Source organism: Spirillospora sp. NPDC048911 (assembly GCF_043198015.1).
Classification (GTDB): domain Bacteria; phylum Actinomycetota; class Actinomycetes; order Streptosporangiales; family Streptosporangiaceae; genus Spirillospora.
Genome location: NZ_JBICUD010000005.1, coordinates 49,215 through 75,441 on the forward strand (window position 1 = coordinate 49,215; position 26,227 = coordinate 75,441).

The window sequence follows — 26,227 nt, forward strand, 5'->3', positions numbered from 1 at the left end:
CGGAACCAACCGCAGCCCCGTCACATCAGGATTGAGCCACATGCAGTCCGACATCGACGCCCAGCTCAGCAACTTCTTTGAAGACACGCCCCCGCGCGAGTTCGACGTGGTGCTACGCGGCTACGACCGGCACCAGGTCGACGAGCACATCAAGCAGCTCGACAACGAGGTCCGGCAGACCCGCGAGTCGACCCAGGCGCTGCAGCGCGAGCTGTCGGACGCCCATCGGCAGCTCCAAGAACAGGAACGCCCCACCTATTCCGGGTTGGGCGCCCGTATCGAGCAGCTGCTGCGGCTCGCCGAGGAGCAGGCCACCGAGCTCGTCCAGGCGGCGCGCTCGGAGGCCAACGAGATCAAGGCGGCCGCCAAGGTCGACGCCGCCGAGCTCCGCGCCACCGCCGAGAACGACTCGTCCGAGCTGCGCGCCAACGCCCAGCGCGAGGGCGACGACATGCGCAACGCCGCCGAACGCGAGGCCGAGGAGGTGCGCACCTCGGCCCGGCGTGAGTCGGACGAGCTGACCTCCACGACCGAGCGCGAGGTCGCCAAGCTGCGCGCCACCGCCGACCACGAGGTCGCCGAGAAGCGCGCCGCCGCCGAGCGCGAGATCGCCAAGCTGCGCACCACGACCGAGCGCGAGGTCGCCCAGCTCCGGGCGTCCACCAAGCGCGAGCGCGACGAGATCCTCACCACCGCCAAGCGGCAGGCCGACGAGATGCGCGCGCAGGCCCAGCGCATCCTGGAGGAGAGCGAGGCCCAGCGCGCCCAGGCCGAGGCCGAGTTCGAGATCCAGCTGGCCGCCCGCCGCGAGGAGGCCGACCGGCAGGACGCCGAACGGCACGCCGCGGCGCAGGCCGCCACGCAGAAGCTCGTGGCCGAGGCCGAGCAGCGCGCCGCGTCCGCCGAGCAGCGGGCCGCCAAGGCGACCCAGCAGGCCGAGCAGACCCGGCGCGAGGCCGACTCGCACGCCAAGCAGCTCATGGCCAACGCGCGCAAGAACAGCGACCAGGTCATCGCCGAGGCCAAGGCCCAGGCCGAGCAGCTGCTCGCCGAGACCAAGGCCGAGGCCGACCGCGTCCGCACCTCCGCGCAGCGCCAGGTGGACGAGCTCACCCGCCAGCGCGACAGCATCACCAGCCACCTCAACCAGCTGCGCCAGCTGATCGGTGGCATGCAGCCGACGATGCCCGCCGTCGAGGAGCTGCCCACCGCGGAGAAGCCCGCGCTGGAGGCCAAGCCCGCCGCGCCGGCGCAGCCGCAGGGCGGCGGCCAGGCACAGCAGGCCAAGCCGGCACCGGCGGCCGCAGCGGCCGCCAAGCCCGGGCCCGCCAAGGGCGGCCAGAACGCGCAGGCCAAGAAGAACGAGGACGACGAAGACTGGTGGCAGGAGTAGCGGCACCGGCCACCGGCCGTGTGGGCCGGACCACCACGATCTGACTCAATCCGTACGAATCGGAAAGCCTAGAGGTAGGCAACTACCTCTAGGCTTTTCGTCATCTGAACCGGATGCGGGCGGGCCGACCCCACGACACGGCCGGCCGCGACGGGCAGGGAACGGAAAAGGAGTACGGCGTGGCCGAGGAGACCCCCCGCAAGGACAGGTCGTCGACACCTGACGACGACAGCACGTCCACGTCTGCGGGCGGCGCGGCGGATTCCGCGGGTTCTGCGGGTTCTGCGGGTTCCGCGAGCGGCTCTGCGGATTCCACGAATTCCGCGGGTTCCGCGGGCGAGGACGCGGGCGGGAAGGTGCCCCGGCCCTCCCCTGCCGCCGACGACGGCCCGCGCGACGGCGTTCCGGGCGGCGGCGTCCGCGCCGGCGACGAGCAGCGAGAGCCGGACGCGGGAACGGACGCGGGAACGGACGCGGGAACGGACGCGGGAACGGACGCGGGAACGGACGCGGGAACGGAGACGGGCGGCGGGCAGGAGCGCGTCCCCGCCACGATCGAGCGGACCGTGGTCGAGAAGACCACGATCGACACGACCGCCGAGCCGATCCCCGACCCCGCGCACGACGTCGAGCAGCGCAAGATCGAGGCGGGCGTCGATCACCGGTTCCCGTTCGGCCGGCCCGGCGAGCCGCTGGGCCGGGCCCATCCGTTCATCTTCGGGTTCGTCGCCGCGCTCGGCGTCATCACGGCCTGGCAGCTGTTCAACGCCGCGCTGAACGCCAAGTCGGTGCTGGTGATGATCATCGTGGCGATGTTCCTCGCGGTCGGCCTCAATCCCGCCGTCGAACGCCTCCGGAAGGTCGGCATGCCCCGCGGGGTCGCGGTCGCCATGGTCTTCCTCGGGGTCATCCTGTTCTTCGCGGGCTTCGTCGCCTCGCTGGTCCAGCCGGTGTCCGAGCAGACCACCGAGCTGCGGGAGAACATCCCCCAGTACGTGAAGCAACTCCAGGAGAACGACCGTCTCGCTGAGTGGGACAAGCGCTACGGACTGTTGGAGCGCGCCGAGAAGACCGTCAACAGCAACGGCTTCCAGGACAAGCTCACCTCGTGGGCCACCGGCATCGGCAAGGTCGCGGTCAACGGGATCTTCCAGACGCTGACGATCCTGATCCTGACGCTCTACTTCCTGAGCTCGCTGCCGCAGATCAAGACGTTCTTCTACCGGCTCGCGCCCCGCTCACGAAGAGCCCGGGTGGCGCTGCTGGGCGACGAGATCCTCGACCGGATCGGCGGCTACGTCGCGGGGCAGTTCACGATCGCGTTCATCGCGGGCCTGACCAGCTACATCTTCCTGTCGATCCTCGGCATCAAGTACGCGCTCGCGCTGGCGCTGATCGTCGCGGTGACCGACCTCATCCCGCTGATCGGCGCCACCATCGGCGCGGCGATCGTGGTCCTGGTCGCGTTCCTCACCGGGACGATGACCGACGGGATCGTCTGCATCATCTTCTATGTGATCTACCAGCAGGTGGAGAACTACCTCGTCTACCCGCGCGTCATGAAGCGCACGGTGGACGTCCAGCCCGCGGTGACCGTCGTGGCGGCGCTCATCGGCGGCGCGCTGCTGGGCGTCGTCGGGGCGCTCCTGGCGATCCCGACCGCCGCGTCGATCGCACTGATCATCCGGGAAGTGGTGGTGCCCCGCCAGGAGACCATGTGACCGGAGGTCGCGGGTCTCCCGGCGGGGCACCGGGGCACGTTCCTGCTAGTGGCGGTTCTTACTTGCGCCAGATGGCGGCGTAGCGCGAGGACGCGCCCGTGCCGCCGCCGGCGATCTGGATCGGGTAGTAGCCCTTGGCCTTGGCCTGCTTCAGCCGCGTGGTGAGGAGCGCCGAGGTCATGCCGGTCTGCTCGACCCAGGGGCCGATCTTGTCGTTGCGCCAGATGGCGGTGTAGCCGCTGCCGACCGCCACGAACGACGGGCGCCAGCCCTTCTTGACCTGCGCCTTGAAGAGCTTGTCGTGCGCCGCGAAGCTCTTGTTGAGCGAGACGCTCCACTTCACCTTGCGCGGGTTGGCCACCCACACGGCGAGGAAACGGGGGGCCTTCGCGGTGCCGTACGCGTCGATCGAGATCGGGATGAAGCCCTTGCTCTGCGCGTACTTGTTGTGCTGCGCCAGCTTGGCGGCCGTCAGGTCACCCCAGGAGAAGAAAGTGCCCTTCTTCTTCTCGAAGATCCCCGAGTAGACGCCCGCGGCGCCCGAGCCGGTCGCCGTGATGGTGATCGGCTGGTAGCCCTTCTTGCGCAGCCCGTCGAAGGACTTCTGGAACGCGGCGCGCTTCTGGCCGACGAGCTGGGTGAACGCCGGACCCGACCGCTTCACCCACACCGCCGCGTACTTGGGGCTGGCGGCGTTCGAGACGTTCAGCGAGATCGGCCGGTAGCCCTTGCCAGCCAGCTTCTTGCCGGTCGCCAGGTGGTAGGCCTTCGACTTGGCGTGGTACTCGACGTACGCGGGCGCCTTGGCGACGGCCGCCACCGGGGCGGCGGTGCGCTGCTCGGCGGTGGCGGGGCCGCCGCCGGCCTGGGTGACGACGACCGGGACGGCGATGCCCGCAGCGGCCAGCGTGGCGACCGCGACGACGCCGCGGCGGCCCTTTATGTGTGTGTTCATTGAGCCTCCTGGTTCAGAACGTGCCTTAAGAGTCCTACCAGACATGTCCTGAACCAGGAGTCACACGAGATCTCGCCGCTCAGCTCGTCATGCGGGCGATCGCGGCGGTGAACTCGGCGACGGCCTGGTTGAAGAGATCGGGCTGCTCGACCGGGCAGAGATGCCCGGCACGCGGGATGACCAGCAGTTCCGCGTTCGGGATCGTGTCCACCATGGCGCGCGCGTCCTCCTCGGTGGCCAGCGTGTCCTCGGCGCCGACGACGACGAGCGCGGGCACCTTGAGTGTGCGCAACGTCTCGAAGCTCTCGCCGCGCGCGGCCATCGCGCGCTGCGCCCACGCGGCCGCGCGGGCCGGGGTGGCCTGGACGAGACCGCGGACGCGCCCGTACACCAGCGCGCGTTGCCGGAACGTCGTCGGCCCGACCAGATGCGGGAGCACGTCGTCGAGCAGCACCCGCACGGTGCCCTCGGCCTCCAGGCGCTCCGCCTGCGCGAGGCGGGTGGCCCGGATCTCCGCGGTGTCCTCGCCGGCCCGGGTGTCGGCCAGCACCAGCCCCATGACCAGGTCGGGATGGCGGCGGCACAGCGCCATCGCCACGTACCCGCCCATCGACAGACCGCCGACCACCGCCCGCGCGATGCCCAGGCGCCGGAACAACCGGCCCACGTCATCGGCCATCTCGTCGATCGACGGCTCCTCGGCGCCCAGCACCGACCCGCCGAACCCGCGCATGTCCGGGGTGACCACGCGGAACCGGGCGGCCAGCCCCTCGCGCTGGTTGAGCCACATCGCCGAGGACAGCGGGAAGGCGTGCAGCAGTACGAGCGGCGTGCCGGAACCCACATCCCTGGCGTAGAGCTGCACGGTCATGGTGGCGTAGTCCTCTCCGGGGCCGAGGCCCGAAAGCCGCCGTGGACACGGCGGCTACGCAATCGTCACCCCGTTGGGGCGATTACCGGAGAGGAGTGGCCGTGATCGGCCGTCCCGGTTTAGTTGTCCGATTCATCCCATTCGGTGGGAAGCGGGAAGGCCCGCGGGGCGACCCGCTTCACGATCTCGTTGAGCACAGTGCGCACATAGGGCTCCCCGACCCACAGGTGTTTCGCGCCTTCCACCCCGACGACCTCCGCCTGCGGGATCCGCTTGAAACGTTCCCGCGCCTCGGCCGGCCGGAGGTAGTCGTCGAACTCCGGCACCAGCGCCACCACGGGCCGCCCGTCGGCGCCCCACGCGTCCAGCTCCGCGTCCTTCGCCCGGTGGAGCGGCGGCGAGAGCAGGATCGCGCCCTCGACGAGCGGATCGCGGCCCCACTTGAGCGCCAGCTCCGTCCCGAACGACCAGCCGAGCAGCCACGGGTGCGGCAGGTCGTGGAACTCCGCGTACTCGATCGCCGCCGCGACGTCGTGCCGCTCGGCCTCGCCCTCGCCGAACTCGCCCTGGCTCGTCCCCCGCGCGGAGGCGGTGCCCCGGGTGTTGAACCGCAGCACCGCCACGTCCGCCAGAGCGGGCAGCCGGTACGAGGCCTTGCGCAGGACGTGGCTGTCCATCATGCCCTCGGCCGTGGGCAGGGGGTGCAGGCAGAGCAGGGTCGCCACCGGCGGCCGCTCGGGAGGCAGCGCCAGCTCTCCCACCAGCTCCAGCCCGTCGGACGTGTGGAGGATGATCTCCTCCCGCCGGGCGGGCAGCACCGTCGCAGCCCTGATCTCCGCCATGCGCCTGGTCTCCTCGGTGTCGGTAAGCGTGCCGGGTGTCAGTAGCGGGGCGCGTTGCGCGACCGCTGGATCCTGGGGGCCCGGCGGTCGCGGGCGTTCCAGCAGGGGCGGTGCCAGTGCCGCCGGTCGTCCGCGCCGCCGCGCTCGTCGGCGGGCCACACCACCAGGTGCCCCACCCCGGCCGGGATCTCCTGATCGCAGCCCGGGCAGCGGTACGCCTTGGCCGCGTTGGCCCCGGCGATCGTGCGGACGATCCAGTCGCCGTCCGCCCCCTCCTCGGTGCTCTGGTCCCAGTAGGAACCGCCGCCCGCCGCCGGCTTGGGGCCGGGGGCGGGGCGGCGGTTCTTACGCGGGCTCATGACGACCAGGATATTGGCGATCCGGACGTCCTGGCTCAGCGCAGGGCGCGGCCGGCGGTGACGTACTCCTCCAGCAGCGGCGCGGGCGCCAGGGCGGGCTCGCGGCTCTCGGCGTAGAGGGAGCGCAGCACGGCGACGGCCCGGTCGAGGCCGAGCCGGTCCAGGTCGGCGATCGGGCCGGTCGGGTAGCCGCAGCCCAGCGTCATCGCGGCGTCGATGGAGTCGGCGTCGGCATACCCCGCCTCCAGCATCGTCGCGGCGTCGTTGAGGTAGGGGAAGCGCAGCGCGTCCACGATGAACCCGGCTCGGTCACGGCAGCGCACCGCCGTCAGGCCGAGCCTTCCGGCCAGTGCCGCCGCCTTGTCCGTGACGCCCGGCGCGGTCACGGCCGTCGCGACGATCTCCACGAGCGCGCTTCCGGCCTCGGGAAGGTGCAGCGCGACCACGTCACCGGGCCGGCCGGTCGCCATGGCCAGCTCGATCACCGGCACCGCCGGGGCCGTGGTCGCCAGCACCGCGCCCGGGGCGGCGATGCCGTCGATCGCCGCGAGGAGCGTCCGCTTGGCCGAGGTGTCCCCGGCGGCGGCCTCGATGATCAGTTCGCAGTCGGCGAGCTCCGACGGCTCGGACCCACCGCGCACCCGCGCCAGCGCGTCCGCGTCCAGGGCCTTCGCCAGCTCGGCACGCGCCGCCTGCTCCTGGTCCGTGTCGCCCGCCACGTACCGGACCTCGCTGCCCGCCCGCGCGACGGCGGCGACGATCGCGACGGCGAGCGCGCCGGAGCCCGCGACGCCCACGACCGGCTGCGGCGCCTCGGCCGCGGGAGCCGTCTCGGCGGCCGGGGCGGTCTTGTCGTGGGAGTAGAAGCCGCGGCCCGTCTTGCGGCCGAGCAATCCGGCCGTGACCAGCTCGCGCAGCACCGGGGCGGGCGCGTGCCGCCGGTCGCGCGACTCCCGGTAGATCGCCTCCAGGACCTCCAGGCAGGTGTCCAGCCCGATGAGGTCCATCAGCGTGAACGGGCCCATCGGCAGGCCGCCGCCGGTCTTCATGGCGGCGTCGATGTCGTCGCGCGTCGCGTGCCCCGACTCCAGCATGGTCGCGGCCTGGTTGAGGTAGCCGAAGAGCAGCCGGTTGGCGACGAAGCCGGCCCGGTCGCCGATGGTGACCGGCGTCTTGCCGAGTCCCCGCACCAGCTCGGCCACCCGGGTGACGGCGCCGTCCTCGGTGAGGACGGTGCCGATGACCTCGACCAGCCTCATGACGGGCGCCGGGTTGAAGAAGTGCACTCCGACGATCTTGGCGGGCCGGTTGGTGGTGACCGCGATGCCGGTGACCGACAGCGACGAGGTGTTGGTCGCCAGCACCGCGTCGGCCCGGCAGACGCGGTCGAGCTGCTCGAACACGCGCCGCTTGAGCTCCAGCCGCTCCGGCACCGCCTCGATGACCAGATCGCACTCGCCGAGGTCGGCGAAGTCCGTCGACAGCGTGATCCGGCCGAGGATCTCGCGCCGCGCCTCCTCGGTGAGCTTGCCGCGCTTCACCGCGCGTCCCGTCGAGGTCTCCAGATTGCCGCGGCCCCGGTCGAGGGCCTCCTGGTTGATCTCGATGCCGACGACGGCCAGGCCACCACGCGAGAGGACTTCGGCGATGCCCGCCCCCATCGTGCCCAGTCCGACGACTCCGACCCTGCTGAACGAACCACCACTCATGCCAGGCAGTGTTCCAGAGCCGTCAGGGGCGCCCATGCGCGGGTACCGCGAGCAGCCGGCGCGGGTACCTCGATCATGTGCGCTTCGGAATCTTCCTTCTCGCGACCCGCTACCCCGGCCAGGCCGACGCCGACGCCCTGTCCCGCACGGTCGAGGCCGCCCTCGCCGCCGAACGGGCCGGTTTCGACGACGTGTGGATCGCCGAACACCACTTCATGCCGTACGGCGTCTGCCCCTCGGCACCGACCCTCGCCGGCCTCCTCCTCGGCCGGACGAGCCGCGTCCACATCGGAACGGCCGTCAGCGTCCTCTCCAGCCGGCACCCGGTCGCGCTCGCCGAGCAGGCGGCCCTCCTGAGCCTGGTCTCCGGCGGCCGGTTCCATCTCGGCGTGGGCCGGGGCGGCCCCTGGCTGGAACTGGAGGTCTTCGGCACCGGCCTGTCCCGCTACGAGAAGGGGTTCGCGGAATCCCTGGATCTCTTGCTCGCCTGGCTGCGTTCCGACCGTCTCGGCTGGTCGGGTGAGCACTTCGAATTCCGTGAGGTCCCGGTCGTCCCGCGCACGTCCACCCCTCCCCCGGTCACGGTGGCCTGCACCTCGCCCGCGACCGAGGCGCTGGCCGCCGCACGCGATCTCCCCATGCTCCTGGGCATGCACGTCGGCAACACCGACAAGGCGGCGGCCGTGGCCCGCCACGGCAAACCCGCCCCGCACATCTCCACTCACCTCGCCCAGGTCTGCGACTCGCGGGCCGAGGCCGTCGAGACGCTCCTGCGCGAGATGCCCCGCTGGCTCGGCCCGGGCCTGGACGGATACGTCGCGGTGGACGACCGCCCCCGCGCCCGGCGTGACCCCGTCGCCTACGCCCGCCACCTCTGTGATCTCCAGCACCCGATCGGTTCCCCCGACGACTGCGTGGAGGCGCTCCTGGCCACGGCGGAGCGCACGAGCATCCGGCACATGATCCTGCACGTCGAGGCGGCCGGCTCGCGCACGGCCACCCTCGACAACATCGCCCGCCTGGGAAGCGAGGTCATTCCCCGAGTCCGGGCCGCCGCCTCCGGGCGGTAAGCCGCCTCCCGGCGGTGACGAGATCGAGCGGCCGGAGGGCGGCGTCCCGCCCTCCGGCCCGGCACGGTCAGCAGTCGCGAAGCTCCGGCGACTGGTTGAGGATCTGCTCCCGCGGGGTGACGAACCGCCGGTAGGCGTCGGAGTCGCCCGTGGGGAAGACCGCGACCCGGTGGCAGTTCTGGAAGGCCAGCTTCACCCCGTAGTAGCGCTCCAGGGTGCCGCGCATGGAGTCGCTCGCCAGCACCCTCAGCAACTGGCCGCGCGCCCGCTCGTCCGGCGGCGGCGTCTGGTTGTCGGCGAAGTCGCCGCCGTCCACCTGCAACCGGGCGACCAGGCCGCTGATCATCTCCCAGGCGTACGGGAGGGAGGTACGGATGCAGTCGACGAAGGCCGCATCGTCGATCTCGCCCCGCTGGGCCGTCTCGAGGAGTTCCGGAGTCACGTCAAGGGACATGCGTGTTCCTTTCACGAGCTGTGACGAACACCTACCACTCGTGACGTTAGTCCGGTTTGCGACAATTTCCAGGCTTGACAACTCGCGGGTCTCAGCGAGGGAGCAGGCCGGTGAGGGCGGCGATGTCGGCGGGCCCCACGCGGCAGCAGCCACCCACCAGCCGGGCTCCGGCCGACAGCCAGGCATGGAGCCGGTCGGGCGCGAAGGTGGACTCGGACGTGCCGGTCCAGGATCGGGCCGCCGGGTCCCAGCCCTCGCCGCTGTTGGGGTAGACGATCACTGGCTTGCGGGTGATGTCGTGGGCGAGCCGTATCGCGCCGGTGAGATCGGCAGGGGCGCTGCAGTTGACGCCCACCGCGATGATCTCGTCGACGCCCCTGGCCACGGAGAACGCCTCGTCGAGGGGCTGGCCCGCCCGGGTGCGGTCGCCCTCGATCGTGTAGGACAACCAGGCGGGCTTGCCCAGTCCGTCGATCGCCGCCATGAGGGCCGTGGCCTCGTCGAGGTCGGGCACGGTCTCCAGCGCGAAGACGTCCGCGCCCGCCTCGGCCAGCACCTCCAGGCGTGGCCGGTGGAAGCGGGTCAGCTCGGCCACCGACCGCCCGTAACGGCCGCGGTACTCCGACCCGTCGGCCAGCATCGCACCGTACGGGCCGACCGAGGCGGCGATCCACAGCGGGCGCCCGTCCCCCTCGGCGTGCCGGCGCTCGCGTGCGGTCGCGGCCAGCGTGACGCTGCGGCGCAGAAGCCCGGCGGTCTGCTCGGCGGTATATCCGTGAGCGGCGAACCCCTCGAAGGTGGCCTGGTAGCTGGCCGTGGTCGCCACCTGGGCTCCCGCCCGGAAAAAGGCGAGATGAGCATCGACGATCGCCTCGGGCGCGTCGTCGAGGAGGCGAGCGGACCACAGCTGGTCGGACAGGTCGTGCCCCTGGGCCTCCAGCTGGGTCGCGAGCCCTCCGTCGAGCACGACGGCCCCTCGGCCGACGGCCGCCTCCAGCGATGTCCCGCTCATCCTGGAGATCCTACGAGGACTTTCGCGTGGAACGAGACCGCGTCGGCGAGAGCTTCGGCGACGATGCCGCAGTTCAGGCGGGTCGCGCCCGCTATGCGGGAGCCGCGGGGCGGCTGAGCGAGCGGGCCATGAGGACGTCGTCCACGTACTGGCCGTCGAGGTAGAACTCCTCGCGCAGCACACCTTCGATCTTGAAGCCGGCCCGCTCGTAGAGCCGCTGGGCCTCGGAGTTCCAGCCGAGGACACGGAGCGTGATGCGCCGGGCACCCTGGCGCGCGGCCTCCGCGCACGCCGCCTCGATCAGCGCCCGGCCGACGCCCGCGCCGCGTGCGGCCGTGTCGACGGCGAGACCCTGGATCTGCCGCACATGGGCGCCGCACGGCTCGGGAACCGGCTGGACGAGCCGGATATAGCCGACCACCCGGACGCCGAGTTCGGCGACCAGATGCTGCTCCGGCGGATGCGCGACGTCGAAGAACGGCTTGCCCTCGGGAGGTTCGGGCAGCACGGCGTGGAGCGGCGACCAGGTACGGCGGTCGAGGTCGGCCAGCACCCGGTCGTCCGAGCGGCGCGCGGTACGGATCTCGGTCACGCCGATCATTGTGGCGGAGTCCGGCGGGTGGGCGGCACGACGCCCGCGGGCTCACTATGGTGGTGCACCGTGCGTCTCGTAATCGCCCGCTGCAGTGTGGACTATGCCGGAAAGCTGACCGCCCATCTGCCGATGGCGCTCAGACTGATCCTGATCAAGGCGGACGGAAGCGTGAGCATCCACGCCGACGACCGTGCCTTCAAGCCCCTCAACTGGATGAACCCGCCGTGCTCGCTCCGCGAGGAGCCGTACGAGGAGAACGGCGCGATCGCGCGCTGGACCGTCACCCACACCAAGTCGGGCGAACGGCTCATCCTCACCATCGAGGAGATCCAGCACGACTCCAGCCACGAGCTGGGGCTCGACCCGGGCCTGCAGAAGGACGGCGTCGAAGCGCATCTCCAGGAGCTGCTCGCCGAGCACATCACCACGCTGGGCGACGGCTGGACGCTGATCCGGCGGGAGTACCCGACGGCGATCGGCCCGGTCGACATCCTGTGCCGGGACGCGGGCAGCGCCACCGTCGCGGTCGAGATCAAGCGGCGGGGCGAGATCGACGGCGTCGAGCAGCTGACGCGCTATCTGGAGCTGCTCAACCGCGACCCGCATCTGGCGCCGGTCCGGGGCATCTTCGCCGCGCAGGAGATCAAGCCGCAGGCGCGGGTGCTGGCGACCGACCGCGGGATCGACTGCGTGACCCTCGACTACGACGCGCTGCGCGGAATCGAGCACGAGGGCACCCTTTTCTGATCCCATCGCCCGCCGCCCGTCCGGCAAAATGACGTTCATGAGTTTTCACGCCGGTGGCACGTTCGATATCGACGCCTGGGACGCGGAGAAGCCGTACGAAGAGGAGAACGGCACCAAGCTGTCCCGCGTACAGGTCGGCAAGACCTTCCACGGCGACATGGTGGGCACCAGCACGGCCGAGCTCCTGACCGTGGAGACGCAGGCCGGCCCCGCCGCGTACGTCGGGCTGGAGACCGTGCGTGCGATCCTGCACGGCCGCGAGGGCACGTTCGTCCTCCAGCACAGCGCGGGCGGCGGCGCGGACGGCCAGTGGCTGCGCTGGGAGATCGTGGCGACGTCGGGCACCGGCGAGCTCGCCGGCATCCAGGGCCGGGGCACCATCGAGGTCGCCCCGGACGGCGCCCACTCCTGGACCCTCGACTACACGCTGGACTGAACGGGCTCCGCGCTGGACTGAGCCGGGCCGCCGGATAGCCTTCAGGCATGCCCCCGGCGACCACGGACACCACGCGCGAGCGGATCATCGACGCGGCCGAGGAGTGCTTCGGCCGCTTCGGCGTGGCCAAGACCACGGTCGAGGACATCGCCGCCGCGGCCGGGCTGTCGCGGGCGACCGTCTACCGGAGTGTCACCGGCGGCCGCGACGAGCTCATCCTCGCCGTGGTGCTGCGGGATCTCGGCCGGTTCCTGGACGGGCTGGGCGACCGGCTGCGGCACGAGACATCGGTGCCGGACGCGATCGTCGACGGCACCATGGACGCGGTCGCGTTCGTCCGCGGCCAGCCGACCGTCGCGCAGTTCCTCGTCCCGGAGGCCGCGGGGCACATGCAGGCCGTGGTGGCCGGCGCGGCCGAGCACGTGCTGAGCCTCTGCTGCGACTATGTACGTCCCTACTTCGACCTGGCCCAGCGCGAGCAGCGGCTGCGGCCGGACATCGAGGTGGAGGGCACGGTCGAGTTCCTCTTCCGGATCATCACCTCGCTGATCGTCATGGATCGCGACCGGCCGGCCGAGGACACCCGCCGCTTCCTCCGGACGTACGTGGTCCCCGTCATCGTGGGACCTTGATACGGGCCATACCGCGCAGCCGGTAGCGTCATGATCCAGCAAGTACGCGGCTGAACGAGAGGGACCAGCATGGGATCGGTACACCAGATGCGGGGGCGCTCCGCGGTCTCCCCGAGCCCGGTGTTCCTCGCGATCGTGGCGGCCACGGTCCTGTTCGGGCTGATGGCGTGGCGGTACGGCAACATCATGGACCGCCCGGCGCGGTTGTCGGTGTTCGGCTTCGTCATCGCCGCCTGGGTGCTGACCTTGTGCGTGCACGAGTTCGGCCACGCCTACCTGGCGTACCGGTCGGGCGACCACAGCGTGGCCACGAAGGGCTACCTGACGCTCAACCCGACCAAGTACGCCGACGTCACGCTGAGCTTCCTGATCCCGGTGCTGTTCATTCTGCTCGGCGGCATCGGCCTGCCGGGCGGCGCGGTCTGGATCGACCGGCACGTGATCCCGGGCAGGATCAGGCACAGCCTGATCTCGGCCGCGGGGCCGCTGTCGAACGTGCTGTTCGCGATCATGCTGGCGGTCGTCTTCAAGAACTTCGCCGACAAGGGCCACGGGGTGTTCTGGTCGGCGCTGGCCTTCCTGGCGTTCCTCCAGGTGACCGCGGCGATCCTCAACCTGCTGCCGATCCCCGGCCTGGACGGGTTCGGGATCATCGAGCCGTACCTGCCGCGGCGCTGGGTCGACCAGGCCAACGCCTACGGCGGCTACGTCTTCCTGGGCCTGATCGCGCTGCTCTGGATCGGGCCGATCAACGAGGCGTTCTTCGACGTGATCTATCACGTCACCGACGCGCTCGGGCTGGGCGAGTTCCCGTTCCGGGTGTCGCTGGAGTTCGACCAGATCCCCATCCAGCTGGGCCACTACCTGTTCCAGTTCTGGCGCGGCTGAGGTGACGAGGTGACCCGCTCTCAGCCGGACACCCGGCATGTGTGGGAGCGGCTCCAGCTCGTCTGGGACGGTTACACCGTCGTCGTGCTGGCCGCGACGATCGTGCTGGTGGTGTTCGGGACGCCCGGCGGCGCCGAACGATGGTGGTCGGCCGGGCTGCTGGCGGCGATCCTCCCGCTCTACCTGCTGGTCGCCCGGAAGCCGATCCAGGCCGGGATCGAGGGAACGACCACCGGATACGTCTACATCGCCCTGATGCTGGGTCTCTATGGCACGGCCGCGGTCCTGGTGAACGGGGTCTGGTTCGCGGCGTTCGCGTTCGTCCCGCACTGCTTCCAGTTGCTGCCGCTCCGGCAGGCCGTCGTCGCCGTGATCGTCGTCAACCTGCTCCCGCTGGCCGCGGTCCTGGCCGACCGGCACGACTCGGCCGAGATGGTGCCGGGCCTCGTCGCGACGGGCGCCCTCACCACCGCGTTCGCGCTGTTCGTCGGATACTGGATCGAACGGATCATCGCGCAGAGCCGGGACCGGGCCGATCTGATCGAACGGCTGGAGGCCAGCCAGGCCGAGGTGGCGCGGCTGTCGCACGCCGCCGGGGTCGCCGCCGAACGGGACCGGCTCGCCGCGGAGATCCATGACACGCTCGCGCAGGGCTTCCTCACGATCCTGATGCTGCTGCAAGCCGCCGAGCGGCGGCTCGACGTGGACGACCCGCACCGGGAGACGATCTTCGAGCCCGCGATCCGGACGGCGCGCGACAACCTCGCCGAGGCGCGGGCGCTGATCGCGGCGCGGCCTCCGGTGGCGCTCGACGCCGCCCCGGTCGCCGAGGCCCTGCGCAGCCTGACCTCGACGTTCGGCGACCAGACGGGCGTCGCCGCGGCGTACGAGCTCGCCGGGGAACCGCGCACCCTCCCGCCGGACGTCGACGTCGTGCTGCTGCGCGCCGCGCAGGAGGCCCTGACGAACGTGCGCAAGCACGCGGCCGCGACCTCGGTGACCGTGCGGCTGGCCTACGAGGACGCGTCGGTGCGGCTGACGGTCACCGACGACGGCGGCGGGCTCTCCGCCGGGACGGCCGCCGAGCCCGACGCGGCGACGGGTGAGCACTTCGGCCTGGTCGGGTTGCGCCGCAGGGCCGCGCGCCACGACGGCACGGTGACGATCACCGGTGGCGGCGAGGACGGCGGTACGACGGTCACCGTCGAACTCCCCGCCTAGGGTCCGGGTGCGGGGTCGGCCGCCAGGCGGCGGATGATCCGCCGGAGCTGCTCGGCGTAACGTTCTTTGAACTCGGGCGACTCGGGGTCGACCCCGAAGATCCGGCGGACGGTGAGCCCCATCACGGCCGGCGCGGAGACCGCCGCATGGAGGACCAGCATGACGGTGGCCGGATCGAGCTCCTCGGCCAGCTCGCCCGCCTGCTGCCGGCGTTCCAGGTCGGAGAGGTCCTCGCGGTCCAGGTCGGGGATGTCGGCGGGGTCCTCGGTCAGACTCCGCCAGGCCTGGAGCCGGGAGCTGCGCGGATCGTCCATCGTCGGACGGAGATAGCGCATCACCAGCTCCTCCAGCGGCAGCCCGGCCGCGTTGAACTCGGCCTCCTCCTCCAGCCACCGCCGGCCCAGCTCGTTGTAGAGGCCCTCCTTGCCGCCGAAGTAGTAGTTGATCAGCTGCTTGTTGACCCCGGCCCGGTCGGCGATGTCCTGGACCCGGGCCCCCGCGTACCCCTTGGCGGAGAACTCGTCCAGCGCCGCGTCGAGCAGCAGCCTGCGGGAGCGCTCGGCGTCCAGCTTGCGTTCCCCCGGCTCGGGCGCGCGTCGCGGGCGCCTCGTCGTCTCCTTCATGGCGCCATCGTAGCCGGGTGGGTGAATTGTTCATCCATCCGGTTGTTTGACATTTTCATCCAACTGGTTGAAGCTGATTCTCGCCAACCTTGAGGAGAGAAAAATGATCTTGATTACCGGTGCCACCGGGAACGTCGGCCGCCATCTCGTCGCCGAACTGCTCACCGCGGGCAGCAAGGTCCGGGCGCTCAGCCGCGATCCCGCCGGCGCCCGCCTGCCGAGCGGCGCCGAGGTCGCCCATGCCGGCGACCTCCCCATGGACGGGGTCGAGGCGGTCTTCTTCAACCCGGCGACGTCCTGGAGCGGGCCCGGCGAGCTGCTCGCCAAGGCCAAGGCGCATGGCGTCCGCCGGGTCGTGATGTTGTCGTCGATGTCCTGCCTGGGCGCGGACGACCCGGCCAACCTGATCGGGCAGCATCATCTGGAGGGCGAACGCGAGATCGAGGCGTCCGGCCTCGAGTGGACGTTCCTCCGTCCGGGCGCGTTCGCCGCGAACACGCTCGACTGGGCCGGGCAGATCCGCGAGAACGGCGTGGTGCGCGGTCCGTACGCCCGCGCGCACACCACGCCGATGCACGAACGGGACATCGCCGCCGCGGCCGCCCAGGCCTTCCTCACCGACGACCTCGTCGGCACCAGGCCGGTGCTCAGCGGCCCCGAGTCGCTCACCCAGGCCGACCAGGCCCGGATCATCGGCGAGGCCATCGGCAGGCCCGTGCGCTACGAGGAGGTCTCCCCCGAGACCGCCCGCGAGGCGATGATCGGCGGGGGCGTCCCCGCGCCCTTCGTTGACGCGATGTTGCGGATGTTCGCGGGCGCCGTCGACACTCCGGACCAGGTGTATCCGGACTTCGAGCGGATCACCGGCCGCCCGGCGCGCACGTTCGCCGAGTGGGCGGCCGACCACGCCCCCGCCTTCGGCTGACCCGCCGTCCCTTCGAGGCAAGACCCGTCAGGTGGCCGGTCCTGGCGGGCCTTGATCCTCACCGTTGCCGGCGGCCGGGTTGCCGAGCTCTTCCCGCGTATCTACGTTCGAGATGTCGAGGCCGGAGATCGGGAGCGTCCGCATGAGCGAGCAGACCCAGCAGCAGACCGAACGGCAGGCCGAGCGCCACGCCACCGCCAGGCCACCCTGGCTGGCCGGGCACATGGCACCCGTGCCCGACGAGATCGACGCCGTCGGCCTGGAGGTCACCGGCACGCTGCCGGCCGAGCTCACCGGCCGCTACTTCCGCAACGGGCCCAACCCGATGCCCGGCAAGGACTCCGGCCACTGGTTCACCGGACACGGCATGGTCCACGGCGTCCGGCTCCGCGACGGCCGCGCCGAGTGGTACCGCAACAGGTGGGTGCGCACCCGGGCGTTCACCGAGGGCGCCCCCTTCCTCGCCGACGACCTGACCATCGACCGGTCGGCCGTGCACGCCAACACGCACGTGATCCCGCACGCCGGCAAGATCCTCGCGCTGATCGAGGTGGGGTTCCCGTACGAGCTCACGCCGGAGCTGGAGACGGTGGGCCCGTGCGACTTCGGCGGGCGGCTGACGAGCGCGATGACCGCGCATCCCAAGGAGGACCCGGTCACCGGCGAGCTGCTGTTCTTCGGGTACGGCTTCATGCCGCCGTACCTGACCTACCACCGGCTGTCGGCGGACGGGCGGCTGGTCGAGAGCCGGGAGATCGAGGTCCCCGGCCCGACGATGGCGCACGACTTCGCCATCACCGAGCACCACGTGGTCTGGCTCGACCTGCCGGTGGTGTTCGACCTGGAGCTGGTGGCCGGTGGCATGCCGTACCGCTGGGACGACGCGTACGGCGCCCGGATCGGCGTGATGCCGCGCGACGACACGAGCAGGGTCCGGTGGTTCGACGTCGATCCCTGCTACGTCTTCCACGTCGGGAACGCGCACGAGGACGCCCGGGGGCGGGTGGTGATCGACGCCGCCCGGTACCGGCCGGCGGAGTTCACCGCGTTCTGGCCGATCATCGGCGGTCCCGGCGAGGCCGGCGCGGCGGGCCCGGCGCAGGCCGCCGCGTCCACCGGCAACGCCAGGCTGCACCGGTGGACGCTCGACCCGGCCTCCGGCAAGGTCACCGAGAAGACGCTGGACGACCGGGGCGTGGAGTTCCCGACGCATGACGACGCGCGCACGGGGCATCCGCACCGTTTCCTCTACACGGCGGCCGACGACGCGATCGTGAAGTACGACGTCCGCACCGGTTCGTCCAGCGCGTTCGAGCTCGGACCGGAGCTGACGCCCGGTGAGGCGGTCTTCGTCCCCGCCCAGGGGGCCCGGGGCGAGGACGAGGGCTGGCTGCTGTCGATCGTCTCCGACCTCGCCGGCACCGGCTCCGAGCTGCTCGTCCTCGACGCGTCCGATCTCTCGCGGACCGCCTCGGTACGGCTGCCGCGCCGCGTTCCGGCGGGCTTCCACGGCAGCTGGATCCCGGACGCCTGAGCCGTCCTCCCCGGGGCCGAGCGTAAAGTGCTTTACTAGCCGGTATCCATGCAAGTGGATACTTACCGAGCTTGCCGCATCGGCCCCGTTCCGGGAGGTCCCTCATGTCCGTCGCCACGGAGAGCAGCACGAGCTTCGAGTCGCTGAACCCGGCGACCGGCGAGGTCGTCGCCGAACATCCGATCCATGACGAGAAGGCGGTCGCCGAGGCCGTCGAGCAGGCCCGCGACGCCGCCGAGTGGTGGCGGGCCCTCGGGTGGAAGGAGCGGCGGGTCCGGCTGCTCAACGTCAAGGGCTCCCTCACCCGCAACCTGAACCGGATGGCCGAGCTCATCCACCAGGAGACCGGCAAGCCGGTGCAGGACGCCCAGCTCGAAGTGATCATGGCGATCACGCATCTGGACTGGGCGGCCCGCAACGCGCGCAAGGTGCTGGGCCCGCGCACCGTCTTCCCAGGCATGACCGCGATCAACCAGAAGTGCGTGCTGGAGTACCAGGCGCTCGGCGTGGTCGGCGTCATCGGCCCGTGGAACTATCCGATCTTCACCCCGATGGGCTCGATCGCCTACGCGCTCGCGGCCGGCAACGCGGTCGTCTTCAAGCCGTCGGAGTTCACCCCCGGCGTCGGCGTCCTGCTGGCCGAGCTCTTCGCGGCCGTGGTGCCCGAGCGTCCGGTGCTGCAGACCGTCACCGGGCTCGGCCCGACCGGCGGCGCGCTCGCCGCCCACCCCGGCGTCAGCAAGATCGCGTTCACCGGTTCGACCCGGACCGCCAAGAAGGTGATGGCGGCCTGCGCGCAGAACCTCACCCCCCTCGTCGCCGAGTGCGGCGGCAAGGACGCCTGCATCGTGGACGCCGACGCCGATCTGGAGGCCGCCGCGGACGCCGCGCTGTGGGGCGCCATGGCCAACGCCGGGCAGACCTGCATCGGCGTCGAGCGCATCTACGTCGTCGACTCGGCCTACGACGAGTTCCTCGGCAAGCTCACCGGCAAGGCCAAGGATCTGCGTCCCGGCTTCGACCGCGAGGCCGCGTACGGCCCGATCACGATGCCCGGCCAGCTCGACATCATCGAACGCCACATCAAGGACGCCCTCGACAAGGGCGGCACGGCCGTCGTCGGCGGCGCCGAGTCGGTCCGCAAGCCCTACGTCGAGCCGGTGGTGCTCACCGACGTCCCCGACGACTCCGCGGCCGTCCGCGAGGAGACCTTCGGCCCCACGATCACCGTGCACCGGGTCAAGGACCTCGAAGAGGCCCTGGAGAAGGCCAACCGGACCAACTACGGCCTGGCCGGCACGATCTTCTCCGGCGACAAGGCGCGCGCGATGGACCTCGCCCGCCGGATGCGTTCCGGCATGACCTCCATCAACGCGTTCGCCTCGTTCGCCCAGGTCGCCGCCCTGCCCTTCGGCGGCGTCGGCGAGTCCGGCTTCGGCCGCATCCACGGCGCCGATGGCCTCCGCGAGTTCACGCGGCCCAAGGCCATCACCCGCCAGCGCTTCGCGATCCCCGGCAACCTCACGTCCTTCTCGCGCACCGAGAAGGAGATGGCCCGGATCCTCCAGATGGTCACGATGATGCACGGGAAGCACTACAAGCGGTAGGTCGGCTTAGGGCGTTCCTAGGTGCCTTAGGCGAGCTAAGACCTTCTAGGCGGGAGAGATAAGGCGTCGTCCCAATGTGGGGTGTGGGGCCTTAGCGCGAATCTTTAGATGTCGGGCCGAACAGGTCGGCCGGGCAGAACGAGGAGAGCGCGAGATGCTGCACCCCGAGGTTTCCAAGGCCATCGCCGCCGACCGCATCCGCCGCCTGCAGGCCGAGGCCAAGGCCGACCGCCGGGCCGCGAAGGCCCGCAAGCGGTGACGCCCGCCGAACGGCGGCGGCCGCCAGGCTGCCGAGCAGGAGCGAGACCCCCGTCCGGAAGGACGGGGGTCTTCCGTTTTCCGCGAACGGAGCCTCTCAGGCGAGCGGTGCGCGGCCCCGGATCAGGTCGGCGGCGCGTTCGGCGATGGCGATGGTGGGGGCGTTGGTGTTGCCGCGCGGCACGGCCGGCATGACCGAGGCGTCGACGACGCGCAGGCCCGCCACGCCGCGGACGCGGAGCTCGGGGTCGCACACGGCGCCGTCGCCGCCCATCGCGCAGGTGCTCGTCGGGTGGAAGAGGGTGGCGCACTCCCTGCGCACGAACTCCTGGAGCGAGGCGTCGTCGTCGGCCTGCTCGCCCGGCGTCCATTCGCCCCCGACCAGCCCGGCCAGGGGGCCGGTCGCGGCGATCTCGCGGGCCTGGCGGACGCCCGCGACCAGGACGTCCAGGTCCGCCTTGTCGGCGAGGTAGGCGGGGTCGATCAGCGGTTTGGCGTACGGGCTGGCCGAACGGAGCGTCAGCGCGCCGCGGCTGGCGACGGCGATGGTGGTGGCGAAGACGGAGACGGCCCGCTGCGAGGCCTCGACCAGGCCCTGGTTGATGAACGGGGTCGGCAGCACGTGGTACTGCAGGTCGGGGGCGGGCAGGCCCTCGACGGTACGGACGAAGCCGCCCGCCTCGGCGATGTTCGAGGTGTACGGGCCGCGGCCCAGCGCCTGGTAGAGCGCGAAGCTGCGGGCGTTGGCGAGCTCCCACAGCGCCTTGTGGCGCGGCGTCGCGAACATGACGTTCACGAACGGATGGTCCTGGAGGCCCTGGCCCACCGGCGCGTCGACCAGCACGTCGATGCCGTGCTCGCGCAGGTGGCCGGCCGGGCCCACGCCGGACAGCATGAGCAGCTGCGGGCTGTTGATCGCACCGCCGGACAGCACGACCTCGCCCTCGGCGCGCGCCTCGACCGTCTCGCCGCGGACCTCGTACGCGACGCCGGTGGCACGGCCGTTCTCGATCAGGACGCGGGTCACGAGGGCGTCGGTCACCACGGTCAGGTTGGGCCGGGACAGTGCCGGGCGCAGGTAGCCGACGGCCGTCGACCAGCGCTTCCCGCGCTTGTGGGTGACCTGGTAGAAGCCCACGCCGTCCTGCTCGGGGCCGTTGAAGTCGTTGTTGGCGGCCAGGCCGTACGCCTTGGCCGACCGCACCCACGCCTGGCTGAGCGGGTGCTTGTAACGCAGATCCTCGACCCGGAGCGGACCGCCGACGCCGTGCAGGTCGGACTCGCCGCGCTGCTGATCCTCGGCACGCCGGAAGTACGGCAGCAGCTGGTCGAACCCCCAGCCCTCGCAGCCGTAGGAGTCGCGCCAGGTGTCGTAGTCGTACCGGTGCCCGCGGATGTAGATCATCGCGTTGGTGGACGAGCTGCCGCCGAGCGTGCGGCCCCTCGGCCAGTAGACGCTGCGGCCCGCGGCGTGCTCCTGCGGGACGGTGTCGTAGTTCCAGTCGTACGGGCCCTTGATCAACGAGGCGACCGCGGCCGGGATGTGGATCTCGGGGGCGTCGTCGGGCGGGCCGGCCTCCAGCAGCAGCACCTTGGTGCCGGAGTCCTCGCTCAGCCGGGCGGCCAGCACACAGCCCGCGCTGCCCGCACCCACGATGATGTAGTCGTACACGGCCGCCTCCGGAGTGTCTTACCAGGCGAGAAGTACCCAAACCTTACCGAACATCGTTCTGGGCATCTCCGTCGTAGGGTGGCGTCCATGGCGAAGAACAGGGAGACCCCGGTCGTGCTGTCCCGCATCTATACCCGCACCGGCGACGACGGCACGACCGCTCTCGGCGACATGTCCCGCACCGGCAAGACCGATCCCCGGCTGGCGGCCTACGCCGACGTGGAGGAGGCCAACGCCGCCATCGGCGCCGCCCTGGCCCTCGGCTCCCTGCCCGAGCCCCTCGTCACGCTGCTCACCCGCGTCCAGAACGACCTCTTCGACGTCGGCGCCGACCTGTGCGCCCCGAGCGTCGCCGAGCCCGCGGGCACGTCGCTGCGCATCGACGCCTCGTACATCGACGTCCTCGAAGCCGCCTGCGACCAGCACAACGCCGGCCTCGAGCCGCTGCGCAGCTTCATCCTCCCCGGCGGCACGCCCGGCGCGGCCCTGCTGCACGTCGCCCGCACCGTGTCGCGGCGGGCCGAGCGGTCTGCCTGGGCGGCGATCGAGGCCCATGGCGCCGCGACCGGCGGCGAGCCCGTCGAGGGCGGCGTCAACCCGCTCACCGCCCGCTACCTCAACCGGCTGTCGGACCTGCTGTTCATCCTCTGCCGGGTCGCCAACGCCGAGCACGGCGACGTCCTGTGGAAGCCGGGCGGCGAACGCTGAGCCCCAGGGCGGGCCGAAGCGCGGGCTGAGCGCCATGGTGGGGCTAACCCCACCATGAACACTCCCGGCTGCCTCCTGGCCGGGTCGGGTCTCCCCGAGCGAAGCTTTGGAAGAGTACGGGGAGTCCGGAGAGCGGCGGGAGACGACGTGAAGACCCTGACGGGTACGGCGGCACTGGCCGGGGCGATGGTGTCGGCCGCCGCGCTGACCGGCTGCGGCCTCGACGTGGACGGTGCCAAGCACCATGAGGACCGGTCGTACACGGTCAACGGCGCGGTCACCGCGATCGACCTGGACTCCGGCGACGGCAAGGTGGAGGTCGTCGGATCCGACTCGCCGGGCATCACGGTGACCGAACGGCTGAGCTGGTCGAGCGAGCACCGCAAGCCCAAGCCCGAGCACGTCACCCAGGGCGACACGCTGAAGTTGCGGACGCGCTGCGAGGGCAACGTGATCGGCTTCAGCAGCTGCGGCCTCTCCTACCGCATCCAGGTCCCGCGCGCCATGGCGCTCAACCTTCACAACGACGACGGCCCCATCGAGGTCTCCGGGCTCCGGGGCACTCTCCGGCTGACCACCGACACCGGGTCGATCACCGCCGCCGACGTCCAGACCGCGTCGCTGGTCGCCAAGACGGGCGATGGGCCGATCAAGGTGTCGGGCAAGGCCGCCAAGGCCGAGTTCAGTGCCGACACCGGGTCGATCTCGATCGACGACATCGAGTCCACGTCCCTGGTCGCCAAGACGGGCGATGGACCGATCAAGGTGTCCGGCCAGGCCGTCAGTGCCAAGTTCAACACCGACACCGGATCGATCTCGGCCGACGAGCTGCGCGCCGAGAAGGTCGACGCGCGCACGGGTGACGGGCCCGTCCGGCTCCGCCTCGCCACCGCGCCGACGACCGTCGAGGCCCGCACCGACACGGGCTCCGTGGAACTGGCGGTCCCGGCCGGCGAGACGTACAACATCAGCGCCACCACCGACACCGGCGGCAAGGACATCGACCCGTCCCTGCGTACCGCCAGTACGGCGAAGCACAGGATCACGGTCTCGACCGGCGACGGCCCGGTCCGCATCCGCCCCGCCTGACCGCGCGCCTAGCGGCCGGGTTCGGCGCGCAGGAACGCCAGGACGGCGAGCACGCGGCGGTGCGTGTCATCGGTCTGCGGCAGGTCGAGCTTGGCCAGGATGCTGCCGACGTGCTTGCCCACGGTCGCGTCCGACACGACGAGCTCCTGGGCGATGGCGGTGTTGGAACGGCCCTCGGCCATGAGGGCGAGCACCTCGTGTTCGCGCGGTGAGAGGGCCGCCAGGGGGTCGGCGCGGCGGCGCAGCAGCTGGCGCACGACCTGCGGGTCCACGACCGTGCCGCCGTCCAGTACCGCCCGCAGCGCGCCGATGAAGTCCTCGATGTCGACCACCCGGTCCTTGAGCAGGTAGCCGACCCGACGGCCGTCGCCGGAGTCGAGGAGGTCGGCGGCGTAGCTGAGCTCCACGTACTGGCTGAGGGCCACCACCGCGAGCTTCGGATCGGCCACGCGCAGCTCCACGGCGGCGCGCAGCCCCTCGTCGGTGAAGCCGGGCGGCATCCGGATGTCGGTGACCACCAGGTCCGGGGAGTGCTCGGCGACGGCGGCCGTGAGCGCCGCCGCGTCGCCCACGGCGGCGACGACCTCGAAGCCGAACCGCGCGAGCAGCCCGGCCAGGCCCTCGCGCAGCAGCACGCCGTCCTCGGCCAGCACGACTCGCACGGTCGCGTCATGGCGCACGTTCAGGGCAGGCTGCACGGAAGCTCCACACGTAGCAACGTCGGTCCCCCCGGCGGGCTCGACACCAGCATTCTGCCGTCGATCACGGCCACCCGGTCCGCGAGGCCGGTCAGCCCGGTGCCTCCGGCCGGATCGGCGCCGCCCTTCCCGTCGTCCTGGATCTCGATGACGAGCAGGCCGTCCGCCTGGCGCGCGCTCACGCCGGCCCGCGTCGCCTCGCTGTGCTTGGCGGCGTTGGTGAGGGCTTCGGCGACCACGAAGTACGCCGTGGCCTCCACGTGCGCGGGAAACCGTCCGGGCAGATCGGCTTCGACGGTCACGGGAAGGGGCGACTGGTCGGCGAGCTCGCCCAGGGCCGCGGGCAGCCCGCGGTCGGTCAGCACGCGCGGATGGATGCCGTGGATGAGTTCCCGCAGCTCGACCATGAGCTGCTTCGCCTGCCGGTGCGCCGCGTCCAGGTTCTCGGCGGCCGCCGAGCCCTGGGGCAGGTCCAGCCGGGCCAGCCCGATCTGGAGGGTGAGCCCGAGCAGGCTCTGCTGCGCGCCGTCGTGGAGGTCCCGCTCGATCCTGCGGCGCTCGGCCTCGAAGGCGTCCACGAGCCGGGCCCGGGACCGAGACACCTCGACGAGCTCGGCACGCAGCCGTTCGCTGGAATCACCCTGAAGGAGCGCGCGGGCGACCGCCGCGTAGGCGCCTGCCAGCAACGCGAGGCCGTACGGCAGAACGGCGATCACCACGACCGCGGCGGCGGCGTACGGCAGGGCCTCCCCGAACGTGGCGGCTTTGCCCATTCCCAGCGCCAGCGGACGATCGCTTCCGAGGACGAGCAGCGGGCTCAGCAGGAACATGGTGAGAACCAGCAGCGTGAGCGCCAGGACGCAGGCCAGCACGGGCGCCACAGTGGCCAGCAGAAGGGCGTAGCCGAGCTCGCGCCACGTGGCGGGCTCGGTGTAGCGGGTCCAGAGCCAAGCCCGCGTCCCGGGGGTGGCGGGTCTCCGATGCCCCGAACGGATCGGCCGCGCGTCCACCAGCCGCAGGCGCCGCCGTTCCCAGGAGGCCACGGGCATCGCGACAAGCGGTCCCACTCCCGCGAGCAGCACCGTGCCCGCGCCCACCAGGATCGTCGTGCGGACCAGCCCGCCGCCGGAGAGCGCGATGAGCCAAGGCAGGGCGAGCAGGACGAGCGGCAGGGTCACGAGGGCCATCGGCCCGCCGCTGAGAAGGAAGGCCGCCGACCGCCAGGGCCAGGATCCGATCAGGAAGCGCCGTCGCCTGACCGCCTCCAGCCCGGTGCGCACCGGCGCGGACCGGGAGTCGGTTCGAGGGATGATCGGCACAGGCGTACGTTACCCACCTGCGCGAACGCCCGGAATGGGCACCAGCCATGATCCTCGGGTAGGGCCAGGCATACCTTCGAGTCGGGTGTCCGCCGTGATGCCGGGACCGCCCGCGGACGGGTGGGATGCGAGGCATGACGATCGCGACTCCCCCTCATGCCCTGAGGCATTCGGCAGAGCTGCACGGCGTGACCAAGGAGTTCGGCACGGGCTCCGCCCGGGTCCGGGCACTGGACGACGTCAGCGTGACCTTCCCCAACGGCTCGTGGACCGCCGTGATGGGGCCGTCCGGCTCGGGCAAGTCCACCCTGCTGCACTGCGCGGCCGGTCTCGACCAGGCGACCTCCGGCCGGATCCTGCTCGCCGGGCAGGACATCACCACCGCGCCGGACGGCGTCCTGACCGCGCTCCGCCGCCGCACGATGGGGTTCGTCTTCCAGAACTTCAACCTCATCGGTTCCCTGACCGCCGAACAGAACGTCGCTCTCCCCCTGCGGCTGGCCGGGACCAAGGTCTCGCGGCGGGACGTTCACGCCGCGCTCGCCGAGGTCGGGCTGGCAGACCGGACGCGGCATCGGCCGCGCGAGCTGTCCGGCGGCCAGCAGCAGCGCGTGGCGCTCGCGCGGGCCATGGCGACCCGGCCCGCCGTGCTCTTCGCCGACGAGCCGACCGGTGCGCTGGACTCCGCCTCGGCCCGGACGGTGCTCGGGATGCTCCGCCGGATGGTGGACGAATCAGGGCAATGCGTCGTCATGGTCACCCACGACCCGGCCGCCGCGGCGCGGGCGGACGCGGTCGTCTTCCTCTCCGACGGCCGGATCGTGGACCGGCTCGTCCAGCCGTCCGCACTGGACGTCGCCGACCGTCTCGCCCGGCTGGAGGGCTGAGG

At 71.6% G+C, this 26,227-nt stretch carries 26 protein-coding genes; 14 read left to right on the forward strand and 12 right to left on the reverse strand.

Annotation, left to right across the window (positions count from 1 at the left end; translation table 11 throughout):
* Nucleotides 1-40 precede the first annotated feature (40 nt).
* Both ACGFNU_RS23000 and ACGFNU_RS23005 read left to right on the forward strand, forming a co-directional pair.
* Complete coding sequence (locus ACGFNU_RS23000) at nt 41-1,393, forward strand: DivIVA domain-containing protein (RefSeq protein ID WP_392596626.1); 1,353 nt, start codon at nt 41-43, stop codon at nt 1,391-1,393.
* Nucleotides 1,394-1,572: 179 nt separating this feature from the next.
* Nucleotides 1,573-3,114, forward strand: a complete 1,542-nt coding sequence (locus ACGFNU_RS23005) for an AI-2E family transporter (RefSeq protein WP_392596628.1) — start codon at nt 1,573-1,575, stop codon at nt 3,112-3,114.
* 58 nt (nt 3,115-3,172) lie between these two features.
* Here the strand turns inward: ACGFNU_RS23005 and ACGFNU_RS23010 are convergent, their stop codons facing one another.
* The 5 genes from ACGFNU_RS23010 to ACGFNU_RS23030 form a co-directional block, all read right to left on the reverse strand.
* The gene (locus ACGFNU_RS23010) at nt 3,173-4,069 is read right to left on the reverse strand and encodes a hypothetical protein (RefSeq protein ID WP_392596630.1); all 897 of its coding nucleotides are present in this window, start codon (nt 4,067-4,069) and stop codon (nt 3,173-3,175) included.
* A 79-nt stretch (nt 4,070-4,148) separates the two neighbouring features.
* A complete protein-coding gene (locus ACGFNU_RS23015) occupies nt 4,149-4,940 on the reverse strand; it encodes an alpha/beta fold hydrolase (RefSeq protein ID WP_392596632.1) in 792 nt (263 codons plus the stop codon).
* A gap of 119 nt (nt 4,941-5,059) precedes the next feature.
* Complete coding sequence (locus ACGFNU_RS23020) at nt 5,060-5,782, reverse strand: alpha/beta hydrolase (protein WP_392596634.1); 723 nt, start codon at nt 5,780-5,782, stop codon at nt 5,060-5,062.
* A gap of 38 nt (nt 5,783-5,820) precedes the next feature.
* Nucleotides 5,821-6,141, reverse strand: a complete 321-nt coding sequence (locus ACGFNU_RS23025; RefSeq protein WP_392596635.1) for an ATP/GTP-binding protein — start codon at nt 6,139-6,141, stop codon at nt 5,821-5,823.
* Between the two features lie 35 nt (nt 6,142-6,176).
* Nucleotides 6,177-7,850 (reverse strand): 3-hydroxyacyl-CoA dehydrogenase family protein, encoded by a 1,674-nt coding sequence (locus ACGFNU_RS23030; RefSeq protein ID WP_392596637.1) that lies wholly within the window; start codon nt 7,848-7,850, stop codon nt 6,177-6,179.
* Between the two features lie 77 nt (nt 7,851-7,927).
* On the opposite strand from ACGFNU_RS23030, the gene ACGFNU_RS23035 reads away from it, so the two are divergent.
* The gene (locus ACGFNU_RS23035; protein WP_392596639.1) at nt 7,928-8,920 is read left to right on the forward strand and encodes an LLM class flavin-dependent oxidoreductase; all 993 of its coding nucleotides are present in this window, start codon (nt 7,928-7,930) and stop codon (nt 8,918-8,920) included.
* A 67-nt stretch (nt 8,921-8,987) separates the two neighbouring features.
* Here the strand turns inward: ACGFNU_RS23035 and ACGFNU_RS23040 are convergent, their stop codons facing one another.
* From ACGFNU_RS23040 to ACGFNU_RS23050, 3 genes are all read right to left on the reverse strand, one after another.
* Nucleotides 8,988-9,374: an SCO5389 family protein gene (locus ACGFNU_RS23040; RefSeq protein WP_392596641.1), complete on the reverse strand. Its 387-nt coding sequence runs from the start codon at nt 9,372-9,374 to the stop codon at nt 8,988-8,990.
* 91 nt (nt 9,375-9,465) lie between these two features.
* Nucleotides 9,466-10,386 (reverse strand): homocysteine S-methyltransferase, encoded by a 921-nt coding sequence (gene mmuM, locus ACGFNU_RS23045; protein ID WP_392596643.1) that lies wholly within the window; start codon nt 10,384-10,386, stop codon nt 9,466-9,468.
* Between the two features lie 91 nt (nt 10,387-10,477).
* Nucleotides 10,478-10,978 (reverse strand): GNAT family N-acetyltransferase, encoded by a 501-nt coding sequence (locus ACGFNU_RS23050; protein ID WP_392596645.1) that lies wholly within the window; start codon nt 10,976-10,978, stop codon nt 10,478-10,480.
* 69 nt (nt 10,979-11,047) lie between these two features.
* Between ACGFNU_RS23050 and nucS the strand changes: the two genes are divergently transcribed.
* The 5 genes from nucS (at nt 11,048) to ACGFNU_RS23075 (ending at nt 14,905) form a co-directional block, all read left to right on the forward strand.
* The gene (gene nucS, locus ACGFNU_RS23055) at nt 11,048-11,728 is read left to right on the forward strand and encodes an endonuclease NucS (protein WP_392596647.1); all 681 of its coding nucleotides are present in this window, start codon (nt 11,048-11,050) and stop codon (nt 11,726-11,728) included.
* A 37-nt stretch (nt 11,729-11,765) separates the two neighbouring features.
* A complete protein-coding gene (locus ACGFNU_RS23060) occupies nt 11,766-12,164 on the forward strand; it encodes a DUF3224 domain-containing protein (protein WP_392596648.1) in 399 nt (132 codons plus the stop codon).
* Nucleotides 12,165-12,211: 47 nt separating this feature from the next.
* Complete coding sequence (locus tag ACGFNU_RS23065) at nt 12,212-12,796, forward strand: TetR/AcrR family transcriptional regulator (RefSeq protein ID WP_392596650.1); 585 nt, start codon at nt 12,212-12,214, stop codon at nt 12,794-12,796.
* A 69-nt stretch (nt 12,797-12,865) separates the two neighbouring features.
* Entirely contained in the window at nt 12,866-13,684 is an 819-nt protein-coding gene (locus ACGFNU_RS23070) for a site-2 protease family protein (RefSeq protein ID WP_392596652.1), read from the forward strand.
* Between the two features lie 9 nt (nt 13,685-13,693).
* Nucleotides 13,694-14,905, forward strand: a complete 1,212-nt coding sequence (locus ACGFNU_RS23075; RefSeq protein ID WP_392596654.1) for a sensor histidine kinase — start codon at nt 13,694-13,696, stop codon at nt 14,903-14,905.
* Here ACGFNU_RS23075 and ACGFNU_RS23080 read toward each other — a convergent pair.
* Nucleotides 14,902-15,528, reverse strand: a complete 627-nt coding sequence (locus ACGFNU_RS23080; RefSeq protein ID WP_392596656.1) for a TetR family transcriptional regulator — start codon at nt 15,526-15,528, stop codon at nt 14,902-14,904. The genes ACGFNU_RS23075 and ACGFNU_RS23080 overlap by 4 nt on opposite strands.
* Nucleotides 15,529-15,631: 103 nt before the next feature.
* On the opposite strand from ACGFNU_RS23080, the gene ACGFNU_RS23085 reads away from it, so the two are divergent.
* The 3 genes from ACGFNU_RS23085 to ACGFNU_RS23095 all read left to right on the forward strand — a co-directional run bounded on the left by ACGFNU_RS23085 (nt 15,632) and on the right by ACGFNU_RS23095 (nt 19,594).
* Nucleotides 15,632-16,453, forward strand: coding sequence for an NAD(P)H-binding protein (locus ACGFNU_RS23085; RefSeq protein ID WP_392596658.1), 822 nt, complete (start codon nt 15,632-15,634; stop codon nt 16,451-16,453).
* Between the two features lie 142 nt (nt 16,454-16,595).
* A complete protein-coding gene (locus ACGFNU_RS23090; RefSeq protein WP_392596659.1) occupies nt 16,596-17,987 on the forward strand; it encodes a carotenoid oxygenase family protein in 1,392 nt (463 codons plus the stop codon).
* 104 nt (nt 17,988-18,091) lie between these two features.
* Nucleotides 18,092-19,594 carry an aldehyde dehydrogenase family protein gene (locus ACGFNU_RS23095; RefSeq protein WP_392596661.1) on the forward strand — a complete coding sequence of 501 codons (1,503 nt, stop codon included), beginning with the start codon at nt 18,092-18,094 and terminating at the stop codon, nt 19,592-19,594.
* Between the two features lie 355 nt (nt 19,595-19,949).
* Here the strand turns inward: ACGFNU_RS23095 and ACGFNU_RS23100 are convergent, their stop codons facing one another.
* Nucleotides 19,950-21,524 (reverse strand): GMC family oxidoreductase, encoded by a 1,575-nt coding sequence (locus ACGFNU_RS23100; protein ID WP_392596663.1) that lies wholly within the window; start codon nt 21,522-21,524, stop codon nt 19,950-19,952.
* 87 nt (nt 21,525-21,611) lie between these two features.
* On the opposite strand from ACGFNU_RS23100, the gene ACGFNU_RS23105 reads away from it, so the two are divergent.
* Both ACGFNU_RS23105 and ACGFNU_RS23110 read left to right on the forward strand, forming a co-directional pair.
* Nucleotides 21,612-22,232 carry a cob(I)yrinic acid a,c-diamide adenosyltransferase gene (locus tag ACGFNU_RS23105; protein ID WP_392596665.1) on the forward strand — a complete coding sequence of 207 codons (621 nt, stop codon included), beginning with the start codon at nt 21,612-21,614 and terminating at the stop codon, nt 22,230-22,232.
* A 147-nt stretch (nt 22,233-22,379) separates the two neighbouring features.
* A complete protein-coding gene (locus tag ACGFNU_RS23110) occupies nt 22,380-23,321 on the forward strand; it encodes a DUF4097 family beta strand repeat-containing protein (RefSeq protein ID WP_392596667.1) in 942 nt (313 codons plus the stop codon).
* An 8-nt stretch (nt 23,322-23,329) separates the two neighbouring features.
* On the opposite strand, the gene ACGFNU_RS23115 is transcribed toward ACGFNU_RS23110, so the two are convergent.
* Both ACGFNU_RS23115 and ACGFNU_RS23120 read right to left on the reverse strand, forming a co-directional pair.
* Nucleotides 23,330-24,019, reverse strand: a complete 690-nt coding sequence (locus tag ACGFNU_RS23115) for a response regulator (RefSeq protein WP_392596669.1) — start codon at nt 24,017-24,019, stop codon at nt 23,330-23,332.
* Nucleotides 24,004-25,338, reverse strand: a complete 1,335-nt coding sequence (locus ACGFNU_RS23120) for a sensor histidine kinase (RefSeq protein WP_392596670.1) — start codon at nt 25,336-25,338, stop codon at nt 24,004-24,006. Before ACGFNU_RS23120 ends, ACGFNU_RS23115 begins: the two co-directional genes overlap by 16 nt.
* 134 nt (nt 25,339-25,472) lie before the next feature.
* On the opposite strand from ACGFNU_RS23120, the gene ACGFNU_RS23125 reads away from it, so the two are divergent.
* Entirely contained in the window at nt 25,473-26,225 is a 753-nt protein-coding gene (locus tag ACGFNU_RS23125) for an ABC transporter ATP-binding protein (RefSeq protein ID WP_392596672.1), read from the forward strand.
* The last annotated feature ends 2 nt before the right edge of the window (nt 26,226-26,227 follow it).

Bases quoted from the DNA above. Each gene is read 5' to 3' on its own strand.
- ACGFNU_RS23070 (WP_392596652.1), top strand. From the start codon at position 12,866: ATGGGATCGGTACACCAGATGCGGGGGCGCTCCGCGGTCTCCCCGAGC.
- ACGFNU_RS23080 (WP_392596656.1), bottom strand. From the start codon at position 15,528: ATGAAGGAGACGACGAGGCGCCCGCGACGCGCGCCCGAGCCGGGGGAA.
- ACGFNU_RS23015 (WP_392596632.1), bottom strand. From the start codon at position 4,940: ATGACCGTGCAGCTCTACGCCAGGGATGTGGGTTCCGGCACGCCGCTC.
- mmuM (WP_392596643.1), bottom strand. From the start codon at position 10,386: ATGAGCGGGACATCGCTGGAGGCGGCCGTCGGCCGAGGGGCCGTCGTG.
- ACGFNU_RS23040 (WP_392596641.1), bottom strand. From the start codon at position 9,374: ATGTCCCTTGACGTGACTCCGGAACTCCTCGAGACGGCCCAGCGGGGC.
- ACGFNU_RS23020 (WP_392596634.1), bottom strand. From the start codon at position 5,782: ATGGCGGAGATCAGGGCTGCGACGGTGCTGCCCGCCCGGCGGGAGGAG.
- ACGFNU_RS23060 (WP_392596648.1), top strand. From the start codon at position 11,766: ATGAGTTTTCACGCCGGTGGCACGTTCGATATCGACGCCTGGGACGCG.
- ACGFNU_RS23065 (WP_392596650.1), top strand. From the start codon at position 12,212: ATGCCCCCGGCGACCACGGACACCACGCGCGAGCGGATCATCGACGCG.
- ACGFNU_RS23000 (WP_392596626.1), top strand. From the start codon at position 41: ATGCAGTCCGACATCGACGCCCAGCTCAGCAACTTCTTTGAAGACACG.
- ACGFNU_RS23010 (WP_392596630.1), bottom strand. From the start codon at position 4,069: ATGAACACACACATAAAGGGCCGCCGCGGCGTCGTCGCGGTCGCCACG.
- ACGFNU_RS23105 (WP_392596665.1), top strand. From the start codon at position 21,612: ATGGCGAAGAACAGGGAGACCCCGGTCGTGCTGTCCCGCATCTATACC.
- ACGFNU_RS23125 (WP_392596672.1), top strand. From the start codon at position 25,473: ATGACGATCGCGACTCCCCCTCATGCCCTGAGGCATTCGGCAGAGCTG.
- ACGFNU_RS23025 (WP_392596635.1), bottom strand. From the start codon at position 6,141: ATGAGCCCGCGTAAGAACCGCCGCCCCGCCCCCGGCCCCAAGCCGGCG.
- ACGFNU_RS23095 (WP_392596661.1), top strand. From the start codon at position 18,092: ATGTCCGTCGCCACGGAGAGCAGCACGAGCTTCGAGTCGCTGAACCCG.
- ACGFNU_RS23085 (WP_392596658.1), top strand. From the start codon at position 15,632: ATGATCTTGATTACCGGTGCCACCGGGAACGTCGGCCGCCATCTCGTC.
- ACGFNU_RS23090 (WP_392596659.1), top strand. From the start codon at position 16,596: ATGAGCGAGCAGACCCAGCAGCAGACCGAACGGCAGGCCGAGCGCCAC.
- ACGFNU_RS23030 (WP_392596637.1), bottom strand. From the start codon at position 7,850: ATGAGTGGTGGTTCGTTCAGCAGGGTCGGAGTCGTCGGACTGGGCACG.